We start from the raw sequence: 18,052 nt of genomic DNA on the forward strand, positions 1-18,052 counted from the left end.
AACTGAGACATGACAATCTCTCGACGGGACCTCATTAAGGCGGGCCTGGCCGCCGGAACGGCAGTATCGATCCCGTCCGTCCTACTAGCACAGACAGCGCCAGTCGCCGCACGGACGGTCCGCATGGTCAAGGGCGACCTGACCGTCTTCGATCCGATTTTTACGACAAGCACCACCACTCAGGACCATGGTTTGGCCATTTACGACACGCTGTTTGCACTCGACTCCAACTTCATGCCGCAGCCGCAAATGGTGGCGAACTGGGGTGTTTCCGATGACAAGAAGACCTATACGTTCGAGCTCCGGGACGGGCTAGGCTGGCATGATGGCACCCCCGTCACGGCGGCGGACTGCGTCGCCTCGATCCGTCGCTGGGGCCAGGTGGCAGCCGGCGGACGGCTGATCATGGAGCGCGCCCGCGACATCTCAAAGAAGGACGACAAAACCTTCACGATCGCGCTCAAGGAGCCGCTGGGAATTTTAACCGAGATCCTGGGGAGATATTCAGCGCCGGACCCGGTCATCATGCGCGAAAAAGATGCCAACCTGCCGGCAACGGAGCAGGTGACCGCCAATATTGGTTCGGGGCCGTTCAAGGTCAATGAAGCGCTCGCAAAGCCGGGCGCGAGCTTCACTTATGATCGTAATGAGAAATACGTACCGCGCAAGGAGCCGCCCAGCGGATTCGCCGGTGGGAAGATAGTGAACGTCGATCGTGTCATCTGGGAGAATATCAGTGACCAGCAGACGGCTCTTGCGGCCCTGCAAGCGGATGAGATCGATTTCCTTGAGCTGCCGCCGGCCGATCTTTACCCGGTAATCGAGAGCGATCCCAACCTTACACTCCAGGTCTTGGACAAAACAGGCTCAGTCCTGCATCTGCGTATGAACTGTCTGCAGAAGCCCTTTGATAACGTGAAGGCGCGCCAGGCTATGCTTCACCTCATCGATCAAGAGCCGTTCATGCGTGCCGCGGTCGGTGACCCACAATACTTTCATACTCTCACGTCAATATTTGGAAACGGCACACCCTTTTCGAACGACGAGAATACTGGATGGTTCAGGAAGGGCGGAGATCCGGAAAAGGCCAGGCAATTGTTCAGCGAGGCCGGATATGCCGGTGAGAAGGTCGTCATTCTCCAGCCTACGGATTGGGCGCCGGCGAGCAATACCTCGCTACTTCTTGCGGCCACGCTGCAGAAGATCGGGGTCAATGCCGAGCTTGCACCGAGCGACTGGGGCGGGGTTGTCGCGCGCCGGGCGAAAAAGGGCCCCGTTGAGGACGGCGGCTGGAGCATCTTCACCACGTCAGAATCTGTTTTCTCCCGCACCGACCCGACTGGCAACCCTGCTCTGCTCGCGAATGGCGACAGGGGCTGGTACGGCTGGCCGAAGAGCGACGAGTATGAGGCTCTTCGCGCCAAGTGGGCAAATCTCGAGACGCTTGACGAGCGTAAGGCCCTGGCCCGCCAGATGCAACGAGTATGGTGGGATTTCGTTGGCGACGTTCTGCTCGGTCAATTTATGGCGCCAATAGCGCGCCGCAAGACGCTGACCGGCTTGGTCGAGATGCCGGGGCGTACCCCGATGTGGAGCATGCGGAAGGCCTGACGGCACAAGGCGGCTTACATTCGTTCGCGAGATAGGCCGGGGCTCGGACAAAACGCTGCGGCAGCGGTGATTAGGGCAACTCGAAGGCTTTGGAGCAAGGTTATGACAGAACTTGAACAGCGTGCGCATCTCGCTAATCGGGGAGAGAGCATGCTCGAATTCGAGGGACAACGCTACCTCGACGGCCGCGCTTCCGACCCGCGCGTCCTTGGTTGGATGTGCGGTGCGCCGCCGCCTGAGGATAAGCGCATCACGTTCGAGAGCGACGCTTTCTTCGAACATCCGCAGAACCGCTGGTCATTGTCGCACATGCGCGAGCTTGCGCCGACAGTCAACGTGTGGCGCGGGCGAGGCACGCCTTCGCAGTTCGAGCGCAGCGACATGTCCACCGAGATCGATGCGCTCAGCTTCACCGACATGGAAGGGCGCATCTGCCGCTTTGACGAGGCGCTCTTCGACACCTACGCCGATGGCATCGTGGTGCTGCATCGCGGGCGCGTCGTGTATGAGCGTTACTTTGGCGCGCTGCAGCCTCACCTTCCACATTTGTGCTTCTCCGTCACGAAGTCCTATGCGGGCACGCTGGCTGCGGCGTTCGTGCACGAAGGCGTGCTCGACGACTCGAAGATGATTCCGCACTACCTGCCCGAATTGCGAGGCACCGGGTGGGAGGATGCCACGCTGCGCCAGGTGATGGACATGCATACTGGTCTAGCTCACAGAGAAGAGTATGCCACCGGCGATCGCTCCAGCGATGTCTGGGCCTATAGGATCGCCAGCGGTCGGCGTCCACGGCCGGCTGGCTACGATGGCCCGCAAACAGCGTGTGATTACCTGCGTACGGTTCGTAAGGAAGGCGCACACGGCAAAGCCTTCGCCTACAAGACGGTCAACACCGAAGTGATGGCCTGGGTAATGGCGCGCGTGACCGGCCGCTCGTTCGCGCAGTTGCTTCATGAACGGCTGTGGGCGCCACTCGGCTGCGAGGAGGACGGGTATATCATCGTCGACCGGGTCGGCATGCCGGCTGCCGGAGGCGGCCTGAATGCGACCCTTCGCGACCTCGCACGTTTTGGCGAGTTGATCCGACGCGAAGGCGAGTGGAACGGCAGCCAGCTTATCCCCGCATCCGTCGTCCATGACATTCAACAAGGCGATCATCCCGCTAAGCTCCCCGGCGGCTATTCCTATCGTAGTCAATGGTGGGTACCGCATAACGAATTGGGGGCGATCGAAGCACGTGGCCTATACGGTCAACGTATATATGTCGCGCCGGAAGCCGAGATGGTAATCGCGCGCTTCGCCTCGCACCCCTTAGGTCCAGCAGATTACAACGACGTGATCAGCGTGCCGCAGATGCTGGCGCTGGGCCAGATGCTGCGTGGATAATCGACACGCCAAGCGGAGGCTTCGGTACATCCGGACGCACGGGCGCCGATCGCCCACGCCCAGCCAACTTGAAACACGATCGGACCTCGTGTGGCGGTTACATGGGAAGCTTCGATGTCTGGCCGGTCTAGCACCCGCAGATTATAGCCGAAATAAATCGCGAATGGCGAATGCTCACGTGAACGATAGCTAACAGATTGATCTGTATCAAGAGATGATCATGGTTCCAATTTTAGTGCGTGAACGGGCGCTATTGCAAAACAACATAGCCGACGTTCGCTGACTGACGCGGCTGTTAGGAGTGTGGAGATGTCATCATCTACATCCATAGGCTCTGCCGATTCGGCCGCTGGATCGAGCCAGGAGAGCACATTCAAAGCATGGCGGCCGGCAATCTCAGGCCGCCGGCACGCCATCTCCACCGGGCATTACCTCGCGTCACACGCTGGATTTGAGATCTTGCAGGCAGGGGGCAACGCCATTGATGCAGGGGTGGCCGCAGGCCTCGTGCTGGGCGTTGTACACAGCGATCAGGTGAATGTCGCTGGGGTCGCGCCGATGATTGTTTGGATGGCGGATCGAGGCGAACTCGTGTCCATCGACGGTGTAGGTTCCTGGCCCGCCGGGGCAAGCTGTGAGCTGTTCATCCGCGAGCATGGGGGCCAAGTGCCGGAAGGCCTCTTACGGACCGTGATTCCCGCCGCGCCAGCCGCGTGGATCGAAGCCCTGACAAGGTACGGAACGATGTCATTTGGCGAGGTTGCGCGATCCGCAGTAGGATTCGCGCGTGAGGGCTTCGTCATGTATCCTTTCTTGGCTGAACAGCTTCACCTGGCGGCGTGCAATAATGCCCGCTGGCCGTCCAACAGAGAGATCTATCTGCCAGAAGGAAAGAGCCCGACCGTCGGAGATATATTCATCCAAAGAGATCTCGCGACAAGCCTGCAATACATGATCGACGAGGAAGCGGCCGCCATCGGCCGCGGCAGCTGCCGGACCAGCGGTCTGCAGGCGGCGCGGGATGCTTTTTATCGGGGCGACCTGATGCGAGCAATCACGAACTTTCATGCGGAAAATGGAGGGCTACTCACCGAGGAGGACATGGCGACGTACCACGTCAAGCTGGCGCCGACCGTGTCGACCAGGTTCGGCGATCTCGACGTGCATTCGTGCGGATTCTGGAGCCAAGGCCCAGCCTTGCTGCAGGCGCTCAATATTCTGGCGAGCTTCGATCTCAATGCCCTTGGACACAATAGAGTCGAGTACATTCACGTCGTCGTCGAAGCACTAAAGCTTGCGTTCGCTGACCGCGAAGGTTTCTACGGCGATCCTGACGTAATCCATGTGCCGGCCGAAATGCTGCTGTCGTCGCCCTATGCCGAGATGCGCCGAATGTTGATCCAAAAGGACAGGGCATGGCCAGGACTTCCACCAGCTGGGAACAATATCAAGAGTTCAGCTGTTACAGGCGCTGAGACGGAGACCGGGCCATTCGATACATCGTATGTCGCCGTTGTCGACAGACAGGGAAACGCGATTTCCATTTGTCCAAGCGACACTTGCAGCGATACCATCATCATCCCTGGAACTGGTCTGGCTCCTTCCTCGCGCGGCTCGCAATCCTGGGCCGATCCGAAACATCCATCATCCGTCGCGCCGGGCAAACGCCCGAGGCTCACGCCAAACCCAGCGATGGTGTTTCGCCAGGGGAAGATGACCATGCCCATTGGCAGCCCAGGTGGAGACAGCCAGATCCAGGCGGTGCTACAGGTACTGCTCAATATGTCGGTATTCGGAATGGATCCTCAAACGGCCGTCGAGGAGCCGCGATTCGTCACTTATAGCCACCCTGATTCGTTCGCACCACACACCGCTTTTCCTGGCCGATTGTGCCTGGAAGGGCGGTTCTCCAATGCAACAGCCGACGCGCTGTCAGAACTCGGTCACACGGTCGTCCTGTGGCCGGACCGTTTGTGGCGCGCTGGCGGCGTGTGCCTCGTTCGACATGATCTTGATAGTGGTGTCAGGGAATGCGGCGCCGACCCGAGACGGGCCGCCGCCTACGCCCTCGGCTGGTGACTGAAAGGGCGAGCGCTTGTCGCGGGTTCGTCACCGAGTGGCTGCCCTAGCGTTCTACGAGAGCCTCGAGCCAACCGCGATCGATGCCATGATCCTCAATAAAGCGTTCTGTACCGAGCCAGCGTATTTCGTAAGCGGGTGTGCAGCTAGCGCATTTCTGCAACGAAATGGCATGGCGGTGAAAAGGAGAAACTTCCCCATGTTTTCCTTGTCGATCAGGGTGCCGCGCGTTTTGCGAACGAGATCGGTGCGGAAGCCGGAGAAAATGTCATACCGGATACTCAAGCTGTTTGGGAGAAATGGTTCCGCCAAGAGCTAACCGACAAAGAAAAAGGATTGTGGCCCAACGCGCCTTTGGCCGAACTCTGCAAACACGCCATCGATCCCGAGATCAGCAAGGACACCACCGTTTTCATAGGCCAGGATAGCATGGGCGACGTCGCCGCAGGCACGAGCACATCAGGCTGGGGCTGGAAATATCCCGGCCGTTTAGTGACAGTCCGGTAATCGGAGCCGGTTCATATGCAGATAACCGGTACGGTGCCTGCGCCTGTACCGGCATGGGCGAGATGACTATCCGCTCGGGCACTGCCCGGTCTGTTGTTTTGTACATGAAGAAAGGTGCCGCCGTGGAGGACGCCGTCTACGAGGCAGTCGAAGACATGCGTGCGCTGGATGGCGGGGTCATCGGATGTGTCATCATCCACGCTATCGACAACCGCGGTAGATCGAAAGTCGTCAGCGTCAATGGCGAAGCGGATGATCACTACTGGATGTGGAAAGAGGGATATCCGCAGCCAGTAAAAGAACTGGCGGAAGTTATCCAGATCTCCTCTGTTCCCGTCAAAAGCACCGTCATGGACACCTACGGCGAAGGCCGACGGTAGCACCTGAAAACCGTCCGTACGACGACTTAGAAGAGGAAGTGCAATGCAAGAAACTTGTTCTCGCATTGGGTATTGGCGCAAATGATGTTCGCGTCGAAAACTCGATAGCGATCGCGGTCCCGGACCGGCGACGCGCGGCGGCGGTCGTGACCGGCCTTTCGTTACGCGCTGTGGAGCGTGCTGTCGAAACGCAGGTCGAGCCCAATGCTCGTTGATGAGCGATGAGCCAAAGGCCTTCATAGCCATTGGCGAGACCTTCGCCTCGCAAGAGACCGTGAAGCATTTCAGTCGCGAATACGTCCGGGATGGCGTCCACGTCAATTCGGTCGAGGGGATCAATTCCTGTGTCCGCCGCACCATCGCTGGCGTCTTTCACCGTATCGGTCCGCAACATGCCGACCTGTATTTCCACGAGATCGGCTTTCGCTGGTGGCAGCGCGTCGTCACAGGCAATGCTGCTCGCAAAACGCGGCCCGGCCGCGAAACCATTGGGACGCTTTGGTCGCGGCGCTGCAACTCCTGAGCGTCTTTCGCGCAGCTACCGGACGTCAGATGCGCCGAAGCCCTGGCGGCGGTATCGTCACCAAATCAGCAATAGCTGTCTTTGCTTGGTAGAGGCCGCGTGCGATTTCGAACTGCTTGTTCCAACCCCTGTACCGAGCAGCCGGTCGGTTCGGTGATCGGCACTTGGATGGAGAAGTCGAGCCAAGCGCCTGCAGCCGCCGATGCATTCGGTCATTTTTTTGGGCTGGCACGGCTGGGCGGGGCGGTGGTGCCTGGGCGGCGGGAGGAATCGGCGCCGGAGAGCCCACCACGTCCAATGAGGGGGTCAGAACAAGAGCAGTGCGAAATCGTAGGCTAATGGGGAAAGGAGCGTGAACTATGACGTAGTGCAGGAACCGATGCATACGATCCCTGTGGACTGCCGTCGCATCGGGTCAGATTTGATTTCTTGGTGCGCCCGACTCGACAAAGCTCCCAGCCCATTGGTCGTGCACGGAGGGCAATGGGTAAACGGAAGCTTCTCAAAGCTCAAGAACGACTGAAGCTCGATGTGCCGGCTGACGAGGACAGCCTAATCCGACACTATTCGTTGTCGCCAGCCGATCGCTTGAAGTTGGACTGCGAAGGCGAGAGCATAATCAGCTTGGCTTTGCCGTTCAGCTCTGTCGATACCCAGGCAGAGTGCTAGGGCTCGACGAAGTTCCGCCTCGCGCAATGCTAAAGTACGTTGCTGAACAGATCGGCGTCGACTCGGGTACTTTCGCGCTGTACGCGCGCCGTGAAGAAACCCGTCGCGACCACGGCTGGCGCCAAGCGATGGCGCGCGTTAACCGCTTCCTCTACGATGGCCAGCTCGAGCCCAACAACCTGATCGCGGAGCGGGCCATTCGTGGATTTACGGTCGGCAGGCGCAATTCGCCGCGGCAGAGCGGTCAGCGGTCGAGCTCAGCATCATCGAGACCTGCAAGCTCTGCGGCGTCGATGCCGAAGCCCACATGGCCGATGTCACCGAGCGCATCCAGAACGACTGGCCAGCCTCGCGCTGGGACGAACTAATGCCGTGGAGCTGGGGGTGCCGCCAAGAGATGCCGCTCGCCTTGGCGGCATGAGCGCGCTCGATGACATGGCGCTGTCGACGAGGCGCTCGAGGCCTGGATGGCTGCCCAGACCAACCGCCCGCTGGTGCGGACCATGTCGGCGCTGGATGGCTTCGCAGCGGTCACCGGGCCGCGGTTCGCGGACCCGCAAGACTGGATGTGCCCCATCATGGGGTTGCCGCGCGACGTCTTGGCCAAAGTGTCGGCAACCGATCACGCCGTGTTTGCCAGCCTTGCGCGCTGCACCTCTGCTCCGAGGCGGCTCAAGAGTGTTGCCGACCCGGTCATAGCCGGCATCCTCATGTGGACCCAGCTCTCCTGAACCAGACACGTTTCATGCCGATCTGGCGGCGAACACGGTGACGATCCGGGTGTGGTTGGACTGCACGCCACCGACGGTGACGAGGGTATCGCATCTGACGCGATCGCGTCGGGGATGATGTATTCGAGCTTGCGCAGTTTGTTTCCGCCGAATGCGAGACCGGAGTTGCAGTCCTCGCGCTTGGCGTAGATCTCCACCTTGCCGCCCAGATGTTTGCCGAGGCGGTCGAGCTTCTAGATGGGCGTGGGTCCAAAGGTGAGCGGGTAGCGTTCAAACTTTTTCGGCATGTTTTCTCCAGCGGCACGGGATTGAGCTGAACGAGCGACGCAGAGCTGTTTTGCAAGGGGCCTATTTGACAGTGAGGTCGGCTGCGTTAGGATGCGCAACAGCGCGCCACTGTTATATTTTCCGGCGCTCGTTCGCCTTCGAGACGAAGCAACCCGTGCCGTGCGCTGCGATCGACTACCATTGTCAAGAGAACCGAAACTGCATTCCCCTGGCGTTAGAACGATCAGAATGCCGTCGCCTTCGACCATACCAGGCAACCATGATCTCAATAATCAAACTTGAACAAAGTGATGAATCTGGGCTCTGATCTTGTTACAGCGCCTCAAGGGAGGAGCAGCGATATGCCGAGCGTTTGATTGCGCTGGGGCCCATCTTGAGTTTCATTCTTTCGCTCATCATCGTCGGGCGACTGGTACCGAACTTCCTGGGACCTATCGAAAACAGACCCTTGCTCGGCTTTGCCAGCGCAGCTGGATCGCCAAATCAGAAAGAGCACACTTGCGAAATAACCCAGCTGAAGAAGTAGCGAACAGCCCAGCGTCGTGACGACTGCTAGACGGAACGAATAATGCGAGGCGAAGTAAACCGTCACAGCGTTGCCGCACAGGACCAGCCCGAGGAGCCGACAAAATGTGATGAAGCGCAATGCCGTTCTCCTGGTTTTGTCTCGTCAAGTAAATGCTGCTCATGCTGCGATCTGGTCGGCCGCTACATGCGTCTGGCAGTTCTTTGGGCAGACGCGGCCGCAGGCTCCGCAGCCAATGCAGCGGCCGGCATGGTCGACAACCATGATCATGCGATTGAGCTCACCATCGAAATCGTCGTCACCGCCGTCGCAGGCGCCGAGGATTTCGTCCGCGTCATCGACGCCGTAAAGATGCATGACCTCGCGCGAGCAGACTTTGAAACAGCGGCCGCAGCCGATACAGATCTTGCCATCTATAGCGATCAGATATTCCGGCACCCATATGGAGCCGTCGCGGCTGATGAATGTGCTCCTCATCGCAAAGTCTTCATTTTGGCGAGCTCTCTCCTGGCACCATCTAACTCGGCATAGAGGGCATGCGTTTTCTCGGCGACTTCCTCTATCTCAATCCATTTGACCGGGAGACCCTCGGCAAGGTCGCGCAAGTTCGTCTTGGCAATTGCCGCGCGCAGTTGAAGCTTTCGGACTTTCTTCGCCATCTCATCCAGGTTTGACATGATCCTTCCTCGAAAATCGGTTTCTTCACGCCCGACGCCACGTCGGGATAGGCAATAGCTGCAGTCGCATCGTCGACCAGCTTCGCGCCGATATCCGCGAGTTTCCGGAGACTCTCGAAGCCGAACCGATAGACGCCCCGACACACCGGCGAACTGCCCGACCGTGATGAGCACGCGCCCGAAGCACCGGTCGGTTTCATTTCTGTTGTTGACTATGTCATCACGCCTGAGCGCTCCTCGATCGCAATCTCCACTACGGTCTAAGACAGGTTGAGACTCCACAGCGCGTTCGGATCCGGATTGCCACCGATTGGATATTCCGGCGCAGTTCCTTGGTGATGAGGAAATCGGCCAGCAGCCCGGCGTCCGATTTCCCTGGCAGGGCCGTGGAAGTCCTGAGCACGGATCAGCCGAAGGAGGCATTCGACGAATGGGCGGGCACGGGCCTCTCCGTCCTTGTTGACGGCAGGGCAAAGCGCTGCGTGAGACATTTCGTTTCTAATTTCAGGTCTCGTCCTCGAAGGAGCGATTTCTGTTTTCGGTTACGCCGACTTCGGGCCCGCTTACGCAGCCGACGTCCGGCCTGGCCAGGCCCATTCCACGTAAATGCTGCCCCTGTGGCCGATCTTAAACACGTCCTGGACTGTGACGTCTTCAACGACGGGCCAAATTCGGGTCGAATATCGCGGCCGCGGCGACTCGGTTGGAGGTCATTGAAGTCCGAGCCTTCACCTGCAGCAAACGACCGCCCTGTGCTCCATGGACATAGTGACTGCGGTCGCGTCGCAGAAAGTGGGCGAATTGACTAGAGTTCCATTCCAATTGTCATCCCTACACTTGCCGGGCTGAAGTTCGTAAGGCGGTTCGCCACGCAGCCAGTCGTCCACTTTGATCGGAGGAGCCGGGGACTCCCTACGCAACATGTTGCTCTCCAATTCCCACACCTTTCCTGACGTTTGTCGCGAGCTGGTTCTTCTCTCGGAAATGGAATACACCGGTTAGGATCAATGTCTTGCGTGTCTCATGCGATCAGCCCTCACTCGGTATTGCCGATCTCAACCAGCAAACGTCGTGCCAGCGCTTAGCCCGCAGTAAATGGATGAACGGCCTCGAAAACCTCGCAAGCCCAAGACGGCCGGTTGTTTTGAACCCGACAGTTTTCTGCCGCTGTCAGCTTGTGGACACGCATCATGCGTCAGACGCTTGAGGGCGAGAACCGCTTGCCTGTTCGGTCTTGCGGTAAAGTTGGCGTCGGCTCGTCTAGCATCATTCGGCGCCGGCGATGCGCGGGCGATCGGCGTTGAGCGCCGACAACATGCAATGCTGCACCACGGTACGATTGTTCTACGCTGGCCCCTTCTGCAGCCAGGTCTCGAGCGACACGATCGGCTCACGTTCGAGCGCGGCCATACTAATCTGAGCCGTAGATGGCCCGTCGTCCTTAGAAGCTCAATTGGGTCGAATAGGCATTCGGCCAGCAAAAAGGGGCTGGTCATGCCTTAGACGAGAGGCGTTGTCCCGCTATCGAGCACTATCACGGGCGCTAGGCTGACCAGCGCCCGAACTGCATGACCTTCTTGACGGCGGGCAATAGGTCTGAAATTTCGCGATTCCGAAAAAGTTGGTCAGCGCAGTGGAGCCCCTCGGCATTTGCCGCACGAATGGCATGCGCCGGAAAGCTGTCACCCGAGCGATCCTCCAAGGCGCGGGCCAGCGTTTCGACGATATGTCGGTTAAGGCCCGCCAGTGTTTGTGTCTATGGTCTGGTAGTGGCATTCGGCAGCCAGCGACAGCGAGTAAAGCTTCGGCATCATCGGCTTTGCTTGCCGCCCAAATGGTCGAAATTGCGATACGCTATTATGCCTCCTCATTGGGAACAGGAATGTCTGCTCTGGCGTAGAAACCTAGCACGGGTCCGAGATCAAAGGTCGTTCCTGGCGCAAGGCGCCGGACGGACGTGGGCCATGTTTCGGTTGAGATGCCGTCGATGCCTCGCGCCAGCGTGCTGGCAAATCGGGGCATCAGCGGCGCGAGTGTCTGTGCCAGGACTGCAGCGGCCGTCGTCTGAAGGGCGAGCGAAGTGAGGGTGCGGGCGGGATAGAGACGTCGCGCCCCTGCATAGTCCTGCGCCTGTCGGTAGATTACACAATCGCTCACAAAATCGCAGGCCTGCGCGGCCGCGCGCCGGACGGAGAAGCCATCGTCCGAATAGGCGCGTTCCATCGCCGCGCGATGGATCTCTATCCGAGCAAAGAATGCGCGATCGGCGGGAGCCCAGTCGCCTGCGTCGGGCACACAGCCGCCAAAGTCCTGCTTGATTTCCCGGTGCAGCGCATCAAGCCAATTCAGCCAGGTCCCTTGGAACACCTCGTCCTCAGTGCGGCGTAGCGCGTCCAGCGTGAAGTCCGTCCGCTCACCTTCCGGGCGTGTCAGGCCCAAATGAAGACGGACGACATCGACTGTCTTTGGGCCTAGAACCTTTTTGCCCCAGACCGCATGGCCGCGGCTGGTCGAGAACTTCTGGCCGTCGAGCAGGTAGAACTCGTTCACATGATACCGGATGCGCGGCGTCCAGTGGGAGAAGACCTCAGCATAAAGCGCCGGACAAAGTACCGCGTGATAGAAGGAATTATCGAAGCCGAAGAAATGGACAATCTGCCAGTCATTGCTGGGCAGGGCCGCATTCCAATCTCGACCGAGCGAGCTAGCCAGCGCCTGGATGTTGTAAAGAAAACCAAACGCCATCTCTGGCCAGACCCAGGTCACCTGCCCCGGGAACCCCTCGGCCGGTAGGCCCCAGTCCGACGGGTGGGTGATGGGCACGGAAAAGTCGCCGCGTTGGCGCAGACGCGCGAAGAGGTCCATGATCCGAGCGGGGGCGCCCGACGCCCTTAAATGCCGGTCGATATTATCGTAGCATCGTTCCAGCGCAAGTTCGGCACGGAGCACGGAGCCGACCACCGGCGCCTCGGCCGATTGACGGGACCTGGCTGCACGCAAGTCGTGGCATAGATTCGGCGAGCCGCATTCCTCACAGATGTTGCCGCTCGTGGAGCCGCCGCAATCGGGGCAGAGGCCGCTTACATCCGGTTCGTAAAGGTAGTCGCCTGTCACTGCATCGAAAAGCGCAGGGCTCTGGCGCAGATCTACCGCCGAGCTGCTCAGAAGACTACGGAAACACGCGGCCTGAAACTCTGCATAAGCGTCATCGCCCAACGTGGGTAGGAAGCTGTGGACCTCACAGTCAAGAAGTGCAAGCGTGGTGCGAATCTCGTTCGCATAGTGGCGCGCCACCTTTGCGGGCGTCGATTGATCGGCATCGGCACGCGTTGCGACGTAGCTCTGGTAATCGTCGCTTCCAGTCAGGTGATAGGCTTCGGCCCCTTTCATGCGTAGGAAACGCGTGTAGACATCGGCGCCAAAATAAGGCCCAGAAAGATGCCCTAGATGCAGATCGCCATTAGGCGTCGGCGGCGTGGAGAAGACGAAGATCGGCCGGCGGGGAGCCGCGACCTTTGCAGCGGCATCGAGGGCAGCCTTGCCGTCACGCCAGTAGACATCGAGGAAATTTAGGTCTTCGTCCCCATCGTTGTGCAGCACATGCGCTTCAAAAGGGTGGAACAGAACGACATCGCCGGCCTCGACCGGGATTTCCCTAAGGTCGGTCCTGACCTTGCCAGCGCCAGACAGGACCACGAAGGCCTCGATTTCGTCGTGCCGATGGGGCTCGGATGTGACGCCCGGTCCAACCTTTCCGATTGAAAACCCCGTGCCGGCGCTTCCCGTTCCAAGCGTGGCCATGTCGATACCGAACGCCCGCGACAGCTCCGTTCGAGAAAACGTGTATTTGCGCATGACGAATCTCAGCTGTTGAAGCAGCGGTATGTTCGGCTGCCAAAGCAGCAGCCTCTGCTGCAAATTGCGAAGAGAGGCGATAGCCCGGACCCGTTGGCGGCCCGGCAGAATAATCCGGCTCTGGGCCCCCGGCGGGCGACGACGGGCGCGCAGGTAGGGCTTTAGGCGTCCCAGAAGACCGCCCGGCGACCACCTCCACAATCGACGTGCCGAAGCGTCGTAACGGGCTGCGGCGATGCTCCAGCAGCCCGCAGATCAGACATACTCTCCGCATTTTTGAGCGGTCGATCAGGTTCGCGTGCATGCCTCGCCTAGTTGCGTGAGCTCAATCGCGATAGAAAATGCCGTTTGGCGGCTTGAGATTGTTTAGATCGGCCACTTTGCCCTCTGGCGGATTAAGGACGCGCTTAAGCACATTATATTCAGCGCGGGTCGGTCCACCGATTGAAGCACGCTGGAAGACCAAGTAGAGCGTCCGCCGCGAACGATTACTTTTATTCGGCTGCGAGTAATGCGGTGCGTAATCGTCGAAGATGAAGATGTCGCCAGCCTTCCATACTACGGGTTCCCAGGAGAATGTTTCGGCGATCTCAGGATCAATCACCCCGCCGGCATCCATGGGAAATACTCCCTTCTTGTGGTTGCCAGGGCTGAAGAAAAGCCCGCCGTTGTCCGGGTCGGAGTCGTCGATGCCTATGGCAATGACCGCATGGACCATCCGGTCGGGCAATCTGTGTGGGATGTGATAAATGTCCTGATGCGGGCGATAGCCGCCGCTGTCGGGATAGTGTAAAATCAGCAACTCCTTGAGCCTGCGCGAATCTTCCCCAAGCAAATCCTCGACCGCAGACTGTATGCGTTGATCCCCTAGCAGCAAATGACGCAACGTATCATGGAAGTCGAGAAAATTCTCGACCTTAGAGGTGATCTTTCGATTGTCCGTCGTTTTCTCGAACCACATGAGCCATTTATCATCGCTGACATCCCAGCGTGATACATCTTCAACGAAGCTGGAGATACGTTCCAGAGCTGCGGGATCGAAGAACCTTTCGAGCCTGACATATCCGTCTTTCTGCCACTTTTCTCTTTGTGCATCAGTCAACACGCGAAAAGCCTCCTGTTGGAAAGACTGGCTGGTCAAACATTCCGGTTAGGGCAGTCGGGCGCTGGTCAGGTTGTGGGTCGACGGAAACAGTACTCCACGGCATATGGGACGACGCTAAGTGCGTCTCGCTCTCAGGCCTCCGCTGCAGTGAAGGCGGAATCATTCCTTGGATGCCACCGCCAATGATCAGCAGTCGGCCGGTCATATCCCGCTGCCCATTTCTTCTGCGACGGTGTCGGACCAGCTCTCGATAGAGGTACGGCTGATGAAGCCGGGATGCTCGGGGTTGGCGCGCGGCGCGCGCCCCAGAAGGCTGTCGAGGATGCGACGCGCTCGCCATGCCAGCAGGCTTAGATTCGGATCAGCCAGCCCACGCTGTCCTAGGCTCGCGTTCTGTACGAAGATGCGTCTGTCAGGCGGTCCGCCCCAGCACACCGAAAAATCTTCGCGAATAGCTAATTCGTTGTCGATCTTTTCCAGCCGGTCCGCCATCGGTTCCAAGAAGCCTGGCACCGCGTTCTCGTAACCGGTGGCCAGGATGACGATGTCGGCCGTGACTTCTTCGACCTCCTCCATGCCATGCCGCAGGGTGAGTCTGTGGCCCGCGCCGGCGTTGATGCAGTGCGAGACAGTGCAGCCCGGCCGCAGTGTGATTGCGCATTGGTTTGGCTCTAGAAATGCGTGGCGGTATAGCGCCTGATAGATCGCACGCAACGTGCTTTCCGATATGCCGTCGGAAGCAAGCACGAAGCGCCGCAGGAACAGCTTGCGCTTCGACTCGCTCATTGCCGCGAAACGATCCGAGAAGCAGGGCATGAACAACTCGTTTGTGAACGGACTGTTGTCGATGGGCAGGTAGTTTTCGCGCTGCGAAACCCAAGTGATCGATCGAGGCCGCCGTTCTTTCGTCCGGCCAACAAGGTGCAACAGCACGTCGGCTCCGGACTGTCCCCCGCCGACCACGCAGACATGCTTTTTGTGCACCTCAGGACAAATGTGCAGCAATTCAGATGAGTGGAACAGGTTGCGTCCAGTCCAGCCCTGAAACTGAGGTGGAATATGCGCCTGCTTGCCAATGCCGACCACGACGTTTCTGGCGCCGAGAACCGCGTTATTGGTGCGAACCCGAAACTCGCCGTCAAAGCGGATTTCGCGCACCGTCTCGCCGCCGCGGACAAGCGGGTTCCTGTAAAAGGCCCAGTTCAGGTATTGCTCGAACTCAGCTCTGAGCACGGCTTCGAACTGTGCATTCAGGAAGTGGTACAGACGCCCGTTCTCATGCAGGTAATTCACGAAAGTGTAGGCTGATCGCGGGTTAACCAGCGTGACCAAATCCTTGAAGTGGCTGACCTGGAGCTCCGAGGAATCGAATGCGCTGCCTGGGTGCCAGCGGAAGTCGACTTGCCGATCCAAGAACAGTGCCCCTTGCCCAATTTGCTCGTGCATCTGGCACGCAAGGCTCAAATTAGACGCCCCAGCTCCCACTCCAATGCAAGAGAGCTCCACTTGTCTTGCTCCTCTAGGTGCTTCCCAATTAGGCGATGTTCGAGGAATATCGGCTCTGGCCATCGGCTTCAGTCTCCACGCGGGCATTCTCGACTTCGGTGCCGCTGGATTTGCTAGATTTTGTCCCCGCTTTCGTATGGTCGGGTATGAAGCCCATGGATCCCGGCCAAGTGATGAGATCGACACTCATGTCCACGACTTGTGGGGCGTGGCGGCGACATATGTCCGCCGCTTCGATGATTGCGTCTCGGTCGGCGAGCTGCTTTCCAACCTTTTTCCGTGTTTTAATCGGGCGAAGTCGCCCGCCTCCACCATGATGCGCCGACCTTTGACCGACTTGGCGGTCAGCGAGGGCGCGGTCTCGAATGCGGCAACAGCATTTTTCCCTGAGCCTGCTCATAGGAGGGCATCCGCTGATGTGTTCGGAAGATCCCCTGCATCAAACGTGCCAAAAGGAAACTTTCATGAAAGCAACGGTTAGCGGGTTTGTGATCCTGTCGGGTATCCGACAATGAGGGGGAAACCTTGCCGGTGGCCGATTTGCCGCGTCGCCGTCCTCTTGCCAGGAGCCGGTAGCTAATAGGGCAGGTCCGCATCGGAATTTTCTCTTAGGACGGCCAGCAACCCAGGTTCATGGACTGTGGCGCGGAAAAAGGCTCTTGCCACTTCTCGGGGCTGGAATCTGAAAAGACGCCTTCGGAAGCCGGGGGCCCCAGGAGGTCTCTCCCGTCTTGCGGAAGATGGAGGCGAGATCTGGATTTTGAGACGCAGAATCCAGCTAAAGACGGTCACACAGCTATTCGAGGCCGTGTGCCCCATCCTGCAGCACCACGAGCCTGACGGTGCTCGCGACCAGCGAGACGCATTCGGTCCGCAGCTTTGTCGAGGCTGCCTCCAGGCGGGTCGGGAAGAGATATTCTGGGAAGGCGAAGGTGTTGACGAGTTGGGCCGCGAACGCAGGAATAACTAGGCGCTGATCCAAATAGACAAACGTTGTTTCGGGCCAATCGAGGTTGACCTACTGATCGGTGATGCCTCCAAGGCGGCCATCAAGCTCGATTGGAAGCCGACGACTACTTTCGATGAGCTCGCCTCGTATTGATCGGAGGCCGACTCCCGCGCGTACGGGATCACGCTCGCGTGACGCGAAAAACTCGTGATTTCGCCGGGCATTTGCAGTCCAAAGCAGCGTTCGCCGGCCCGCCTCTTTCAGGCGGTCGGCCGGCACCCAGTCAGCAGCCGGTCGTTTGGATCGGCAAATTCACACATCCTACAGAGCAGAAAACCATCCGCTCCGTTCATGCGATCGACGATTTCGCAAAAAACTGGGCTTTTAAAGAGATCGCCGTATTCGTGGCGTAGAAGGTTGCCCAGTACGTGACGCCGCTCAAAATCCATGGAGCAGAGAGTAACCTCGCCGTTTGGAAGGAGAACATTCCGATACTGTCGTTCGTCCACGCATATCAGCGCTCCGACGACTGGCTGCCGTGGTTCTACAATCTTAGGATCTACGCTTCCACCCCTGCTGCTCACCGGTCGCGCGCGAACTAGGGCTTCGGCAGGGATAATGTCGGCGATATCGGGATGGGGCTCGCCCAAAACCACGAATCGAATTGATGGAATCTCGGCGTCGACGAGTTGACCAACCAAATCGCGATACTTGTCTCCGACAAGGCGGCTATTCATGTGAGCGCCATCATCAAAAACATGAACCACGAATACCCCCAACCGCAGCGCCTGCAAGCGTTGTAGATCCCGCCCCTTCATTCCCACAAGCGTCGTGAAAATCCTGATGCCGTGGCCTTTGGCGGAAGCGTGCTCGACCATTTCGGTGCAATCCGGATTGAGCCATGGCTCAGAATACCCGGCAAAACTAATGTCGACGGAGGTTGGTACGCGCGCCAGACAGCGCTTGAAATCTCCAAGACTAAGATGCTTCGTATCAGATACTTTTCTTTGCCGGTCAGCGAACTTGTCCTGCGGACAATATGAACATCCCACGATGCATCCTGTGGTCGTCGTTATCTCCAAAACTCTGCCGGCTGGGATAGCAGAGCGCAGTTCCGGTAAAATCATTCGTTATGACTCCCACTCGTCTGGTCATGCATAACGTCCAGCATGGTGTCTTTGGCTTCATGACACCAACGGTCAAGACGTTCCGAATGAACCCAGCCATCTCCGCCTGGGCAGCAGTCAACAGCCGGCT

12 protein-coding genes and 5 pseudogenes are annotated in these 18,052 nt (G+C 58.8%); 9 read left to right on the forward strand and 8 right to left on the reverse strand.

Features of this window, described 5'->3' with window-relative positions:
• Positions 1–9 precede the first annotated feature (9 nt).
• The 8 genes and pseudogenes from AC0NIE_RS33085 to AC0NIE_RS33120 all read left to right on the forward strand — a co-directional run bounded on the left by AC0NIE_RS33085 (position 10) and on the right by AC0NIE_RS33120 (position 7,579).
• On the forward strand, positions 10–1,611 hold the full coding sequence (locus tag AC0NIE_RS33085; RefSeq protein ID WP_473488650.1) for an ABC transporter substrate-binding protein: 1,602 nt from the start codon (positions 10–12) through the stop codon (positions 1,609–1,611).
• 150 nt (positions 1,612–1,761) lie between these two features.
• Complete coding sequence (locus AC0NIE_RS33090; RefSeq protein WP_473488649.1) at positions 1,762–3,000, forward strand: serine hydrolase domain-containing protein; 1,239 nt, start codon at positions 1,762–1,764, stop codon at positions 2,998–3,000.
• Positions 3,001–3,309: 309 nt separating this feature from the next.
• Positions 3,310–5,079: a gamma-glutamyltransferase family protein gene (locus AC0NIE_RS33095; protein ID WP_473488648.1), complete on the forward strand. Its 1,770-nt coding sequence runs from the start codon at positions 3,310–3,312 to the stop codon at positions 5,077–5,079.
• Between the two features lie 243 nt (positions 5,080–5,322).
• Positions 5,323–5,966 (forward strand): annotated as a pseudogene (locus tag AC0NIE_RS33100) (isoaspartyl peptidase/L-asparaginase).
• Between the two features lie 134 nt (positions 5,967–6,100).
• Positions 6,101–6,581: pseudogene (locus AC0NIE_RS33105) on the forward strand (transposase); the annotation flags it as partial.
• A gap of 391 nt (positions 6,582–6,972) precedes the next feature.
• Positions 6,973–7,271: pseudogene (locus AC0NIE_RS33110) on the forward strand (DUF4158 domain-containing protein); the annotation flags it as partial.
• Between the two features lie 15 nt (positions 7,272–7,286).
• Positions 7,287–7,337 (forward strand): annotated as a pseudogene (locus AC0NIE_RS33115) (hypothetical protein); the annotation flags it as partial.
• A 128-nt stretch (positions 7,338–7,465) separates the two neighbouring features.
• Positions 7,466–7,579 (forward strand): transposase domain-containing protein, encoded by a 114-nt coding sequence (locus tag AC0NIE_RS33120; RefSeq protein WP_473488647.1) that lies wholly within the window; start codon positions 7,466–7,468, stop codon positions 7,577–7,579.
• 228 nt (positions 7,580–7,807) lie between these two features.
• Here the strand turns inward: AC0NIE_RS33120 and AC0NIE_RS33125 are convergent.
• The 7 genes and pseudogenes from AC0NIE_RS33125 to AC0NIE_RS33155 all read right to left on the reverse strand — a co-directional run.
• Positions 7,808–8,176 (reverse strand): annotated as a pseudogene (locus AC0NIE_RS33125) (pyridoxal-phosphate dependent enzyme); the annotation flags it as partial.
• A gap of 323 nt (positions 8,177–8,499) precedes the next feature.
• Complete coding sequence (locus AC0NIE_RS33130; protein WP_473488653.1) at positions 8,500–8,769, reverse strand: exopolysaccharide production repressor protein; 270 nt, start codon at positions 8,767–8,769, stop codon at positions 8,500–8,502.
• Positions 8,770–8,862: 93 nt separating this feature from the next.
• Positions 8,863–9,180, reverse strand: coding sequence for a ferredoxin III, nif-specific (gene fdxB / locus AC0NIE_RS33135; RefSeq protein WP_473488646.1), 318 nt, complete (start codon positions 9,178–9,180; stop codon positions 8,863–8,865).
• Positions 9,177–9,380, reverse strand: coding sequence for a CCE_0567 family metalloprotein (locus AC0NIE_RS33140; RefSeq protein ID WP_473488645.1), 204 nt, complete (start codon positions 9,378–9,380; stop codon positions 9,177–9,179). Before AC0NIE_RS33140 ends, fdxB begins: the two co-directional genes overlap by 4 nt.
• Positions 9,381–11,237: 1,857 nt before the next feature.
• Entirely contained in the window at positions 11,238–13,235 is a 1,998-nt protein-coding gene (locus tag AC0NIE_RS33145; RefSeq protein ID WP_473488644.1) for a class I tRNA ligase family protein, read from the reverse strand.
• Positions 13,236–13,560: 325 nt separating this feature from the next.
• Positions 13,561–14,340, reverse strand: coding sequence for a phytanoyl-CoA dioxygenase family protein (locus AC0NIE_RS33150; protein ID WP_473488643.1), 780 nt, complete (start codon positions 14,338–14,340; stop codon positions 13,561–13,563).
• A 201-nt stretch (positions 14,341–14,541) separates the two neighbouring features.
• The gene (locus AC0NIE_RS33155) at positions 14,542–15,786 is read right to left on the reverse strand and encodes a lysine N(6)-hydroxylase/L-ornithine N(5)-oxygenase family protein (RefSeq protein WP_473488642.1); all 1,245 of its coding nucleotides are present in this window, start codon (positions 15,784–15,786) and stop codon (positions 14,542–14,544) included.
• Positions 15,787–16,870: 1,084 nt separating this feature from the next.
• Here AC0NIE_RS33155 and AC0NIE_RS33160 point away from each other — a divergent pair.
• The gene (locus AC0NIE_RS33160) at positions 16,871–16,948 is read left to right on the forward strand and encodes a hypothetical protein (RefSeq protein ID WP_473613721.1); all 78 of its coding nucleotides are present in this window, start codon (positions 16,871–16,873) and stop codon (positions 16,946–16,948) included.
• Between the two features lie 107 nt (positions 16,949–17,055).
• Here the strand turns inward: AC0NIE_RS33160 and AC0NIE_RS33165 are convergent, their stop codons facing one another.
• A complete protein-coding gene (locus AC0NIE_RS33165; protein ID WP_473488641.1) occupies positions 17,056–17,922 on the reverse strand; it encodes a radical SAM/SPASM domain-containing protein in 867 nt (288 codons plus the stop codon).
• Between the last annotated feature and the right edge of the window lie 130 nt (positions 17,923–18,052).

It is taken from the genome of Mesorhizobium sp. WSM4842 (genome assembly GCF_055901575.1).

Bases quoted from the DNA above. Each gene is read 5' to 3' on its own strand.
- AC0NIE_RS33085 (WP_473488650.1), top strand. From the start codon at position 10: ATGACAATCTCTCGACGGGACCTCATTAAGGCGGGCCTGGCCGCCGGA.
- AC0NIE_RS33090 (WP_473488649.1), top strand. From the start codon at position 1,762: ATGCTCGAATTCGAGGGACAACGCTACCTCGACGGCCGCGCTTCCGAC.
- AC0NIE_RS33095 (WP_473488648.1), top strand. From the start codon at position 3,310: ATGTCATCATCTACATCCATAGGCTCTGCCGATTCGGCCGCTGGATCG.
- AC0NIE_RS33120 (WP_473488647.1), top strand. From the start codon at position 7,466: ATGGCCGATGTCACCGAGCGCATCCAGAACGACTGGCCAGCCTCGCGC.
- fdxB (WP_473488646.1), bottom strand. From the start codon at position 9,180: ATGAGGAGCACATTCATCAGCCGCGACGGCTCCATATGGGTGCCGGAA.
- AC0NIE_RS33140 (WP_473488645.1), bottom strand. From the start codon at position 9,380: ATGTCAAACCTGGATGAGATGGCGAAGAAAGTCCGAAAGCTTCAACTG.
- AC0NIE_RS33145 (WP_473488644.1), bottom strand. From the start codon at position 13,235: ATGCGCAAATACACGTTTTCTCGAACGGAGCTGTCGCGGGCGTTCGGT.
- AC0NIE_RS33155 (WP_473488642.1), bottom strand. From the start codon at position 15,786: ATGCACGAGCAAATTGGGCAAGGGGCACTGTTCTTGGATCGGCAAGTC.
- AC0NIE_RS33165 (WP_473488641.1), bottom strand. From the start codon at position 17,922: ATGATTTTACCGGAACTGCGCTCTGCTATCCCAGCCGGCAGAGTTTTG.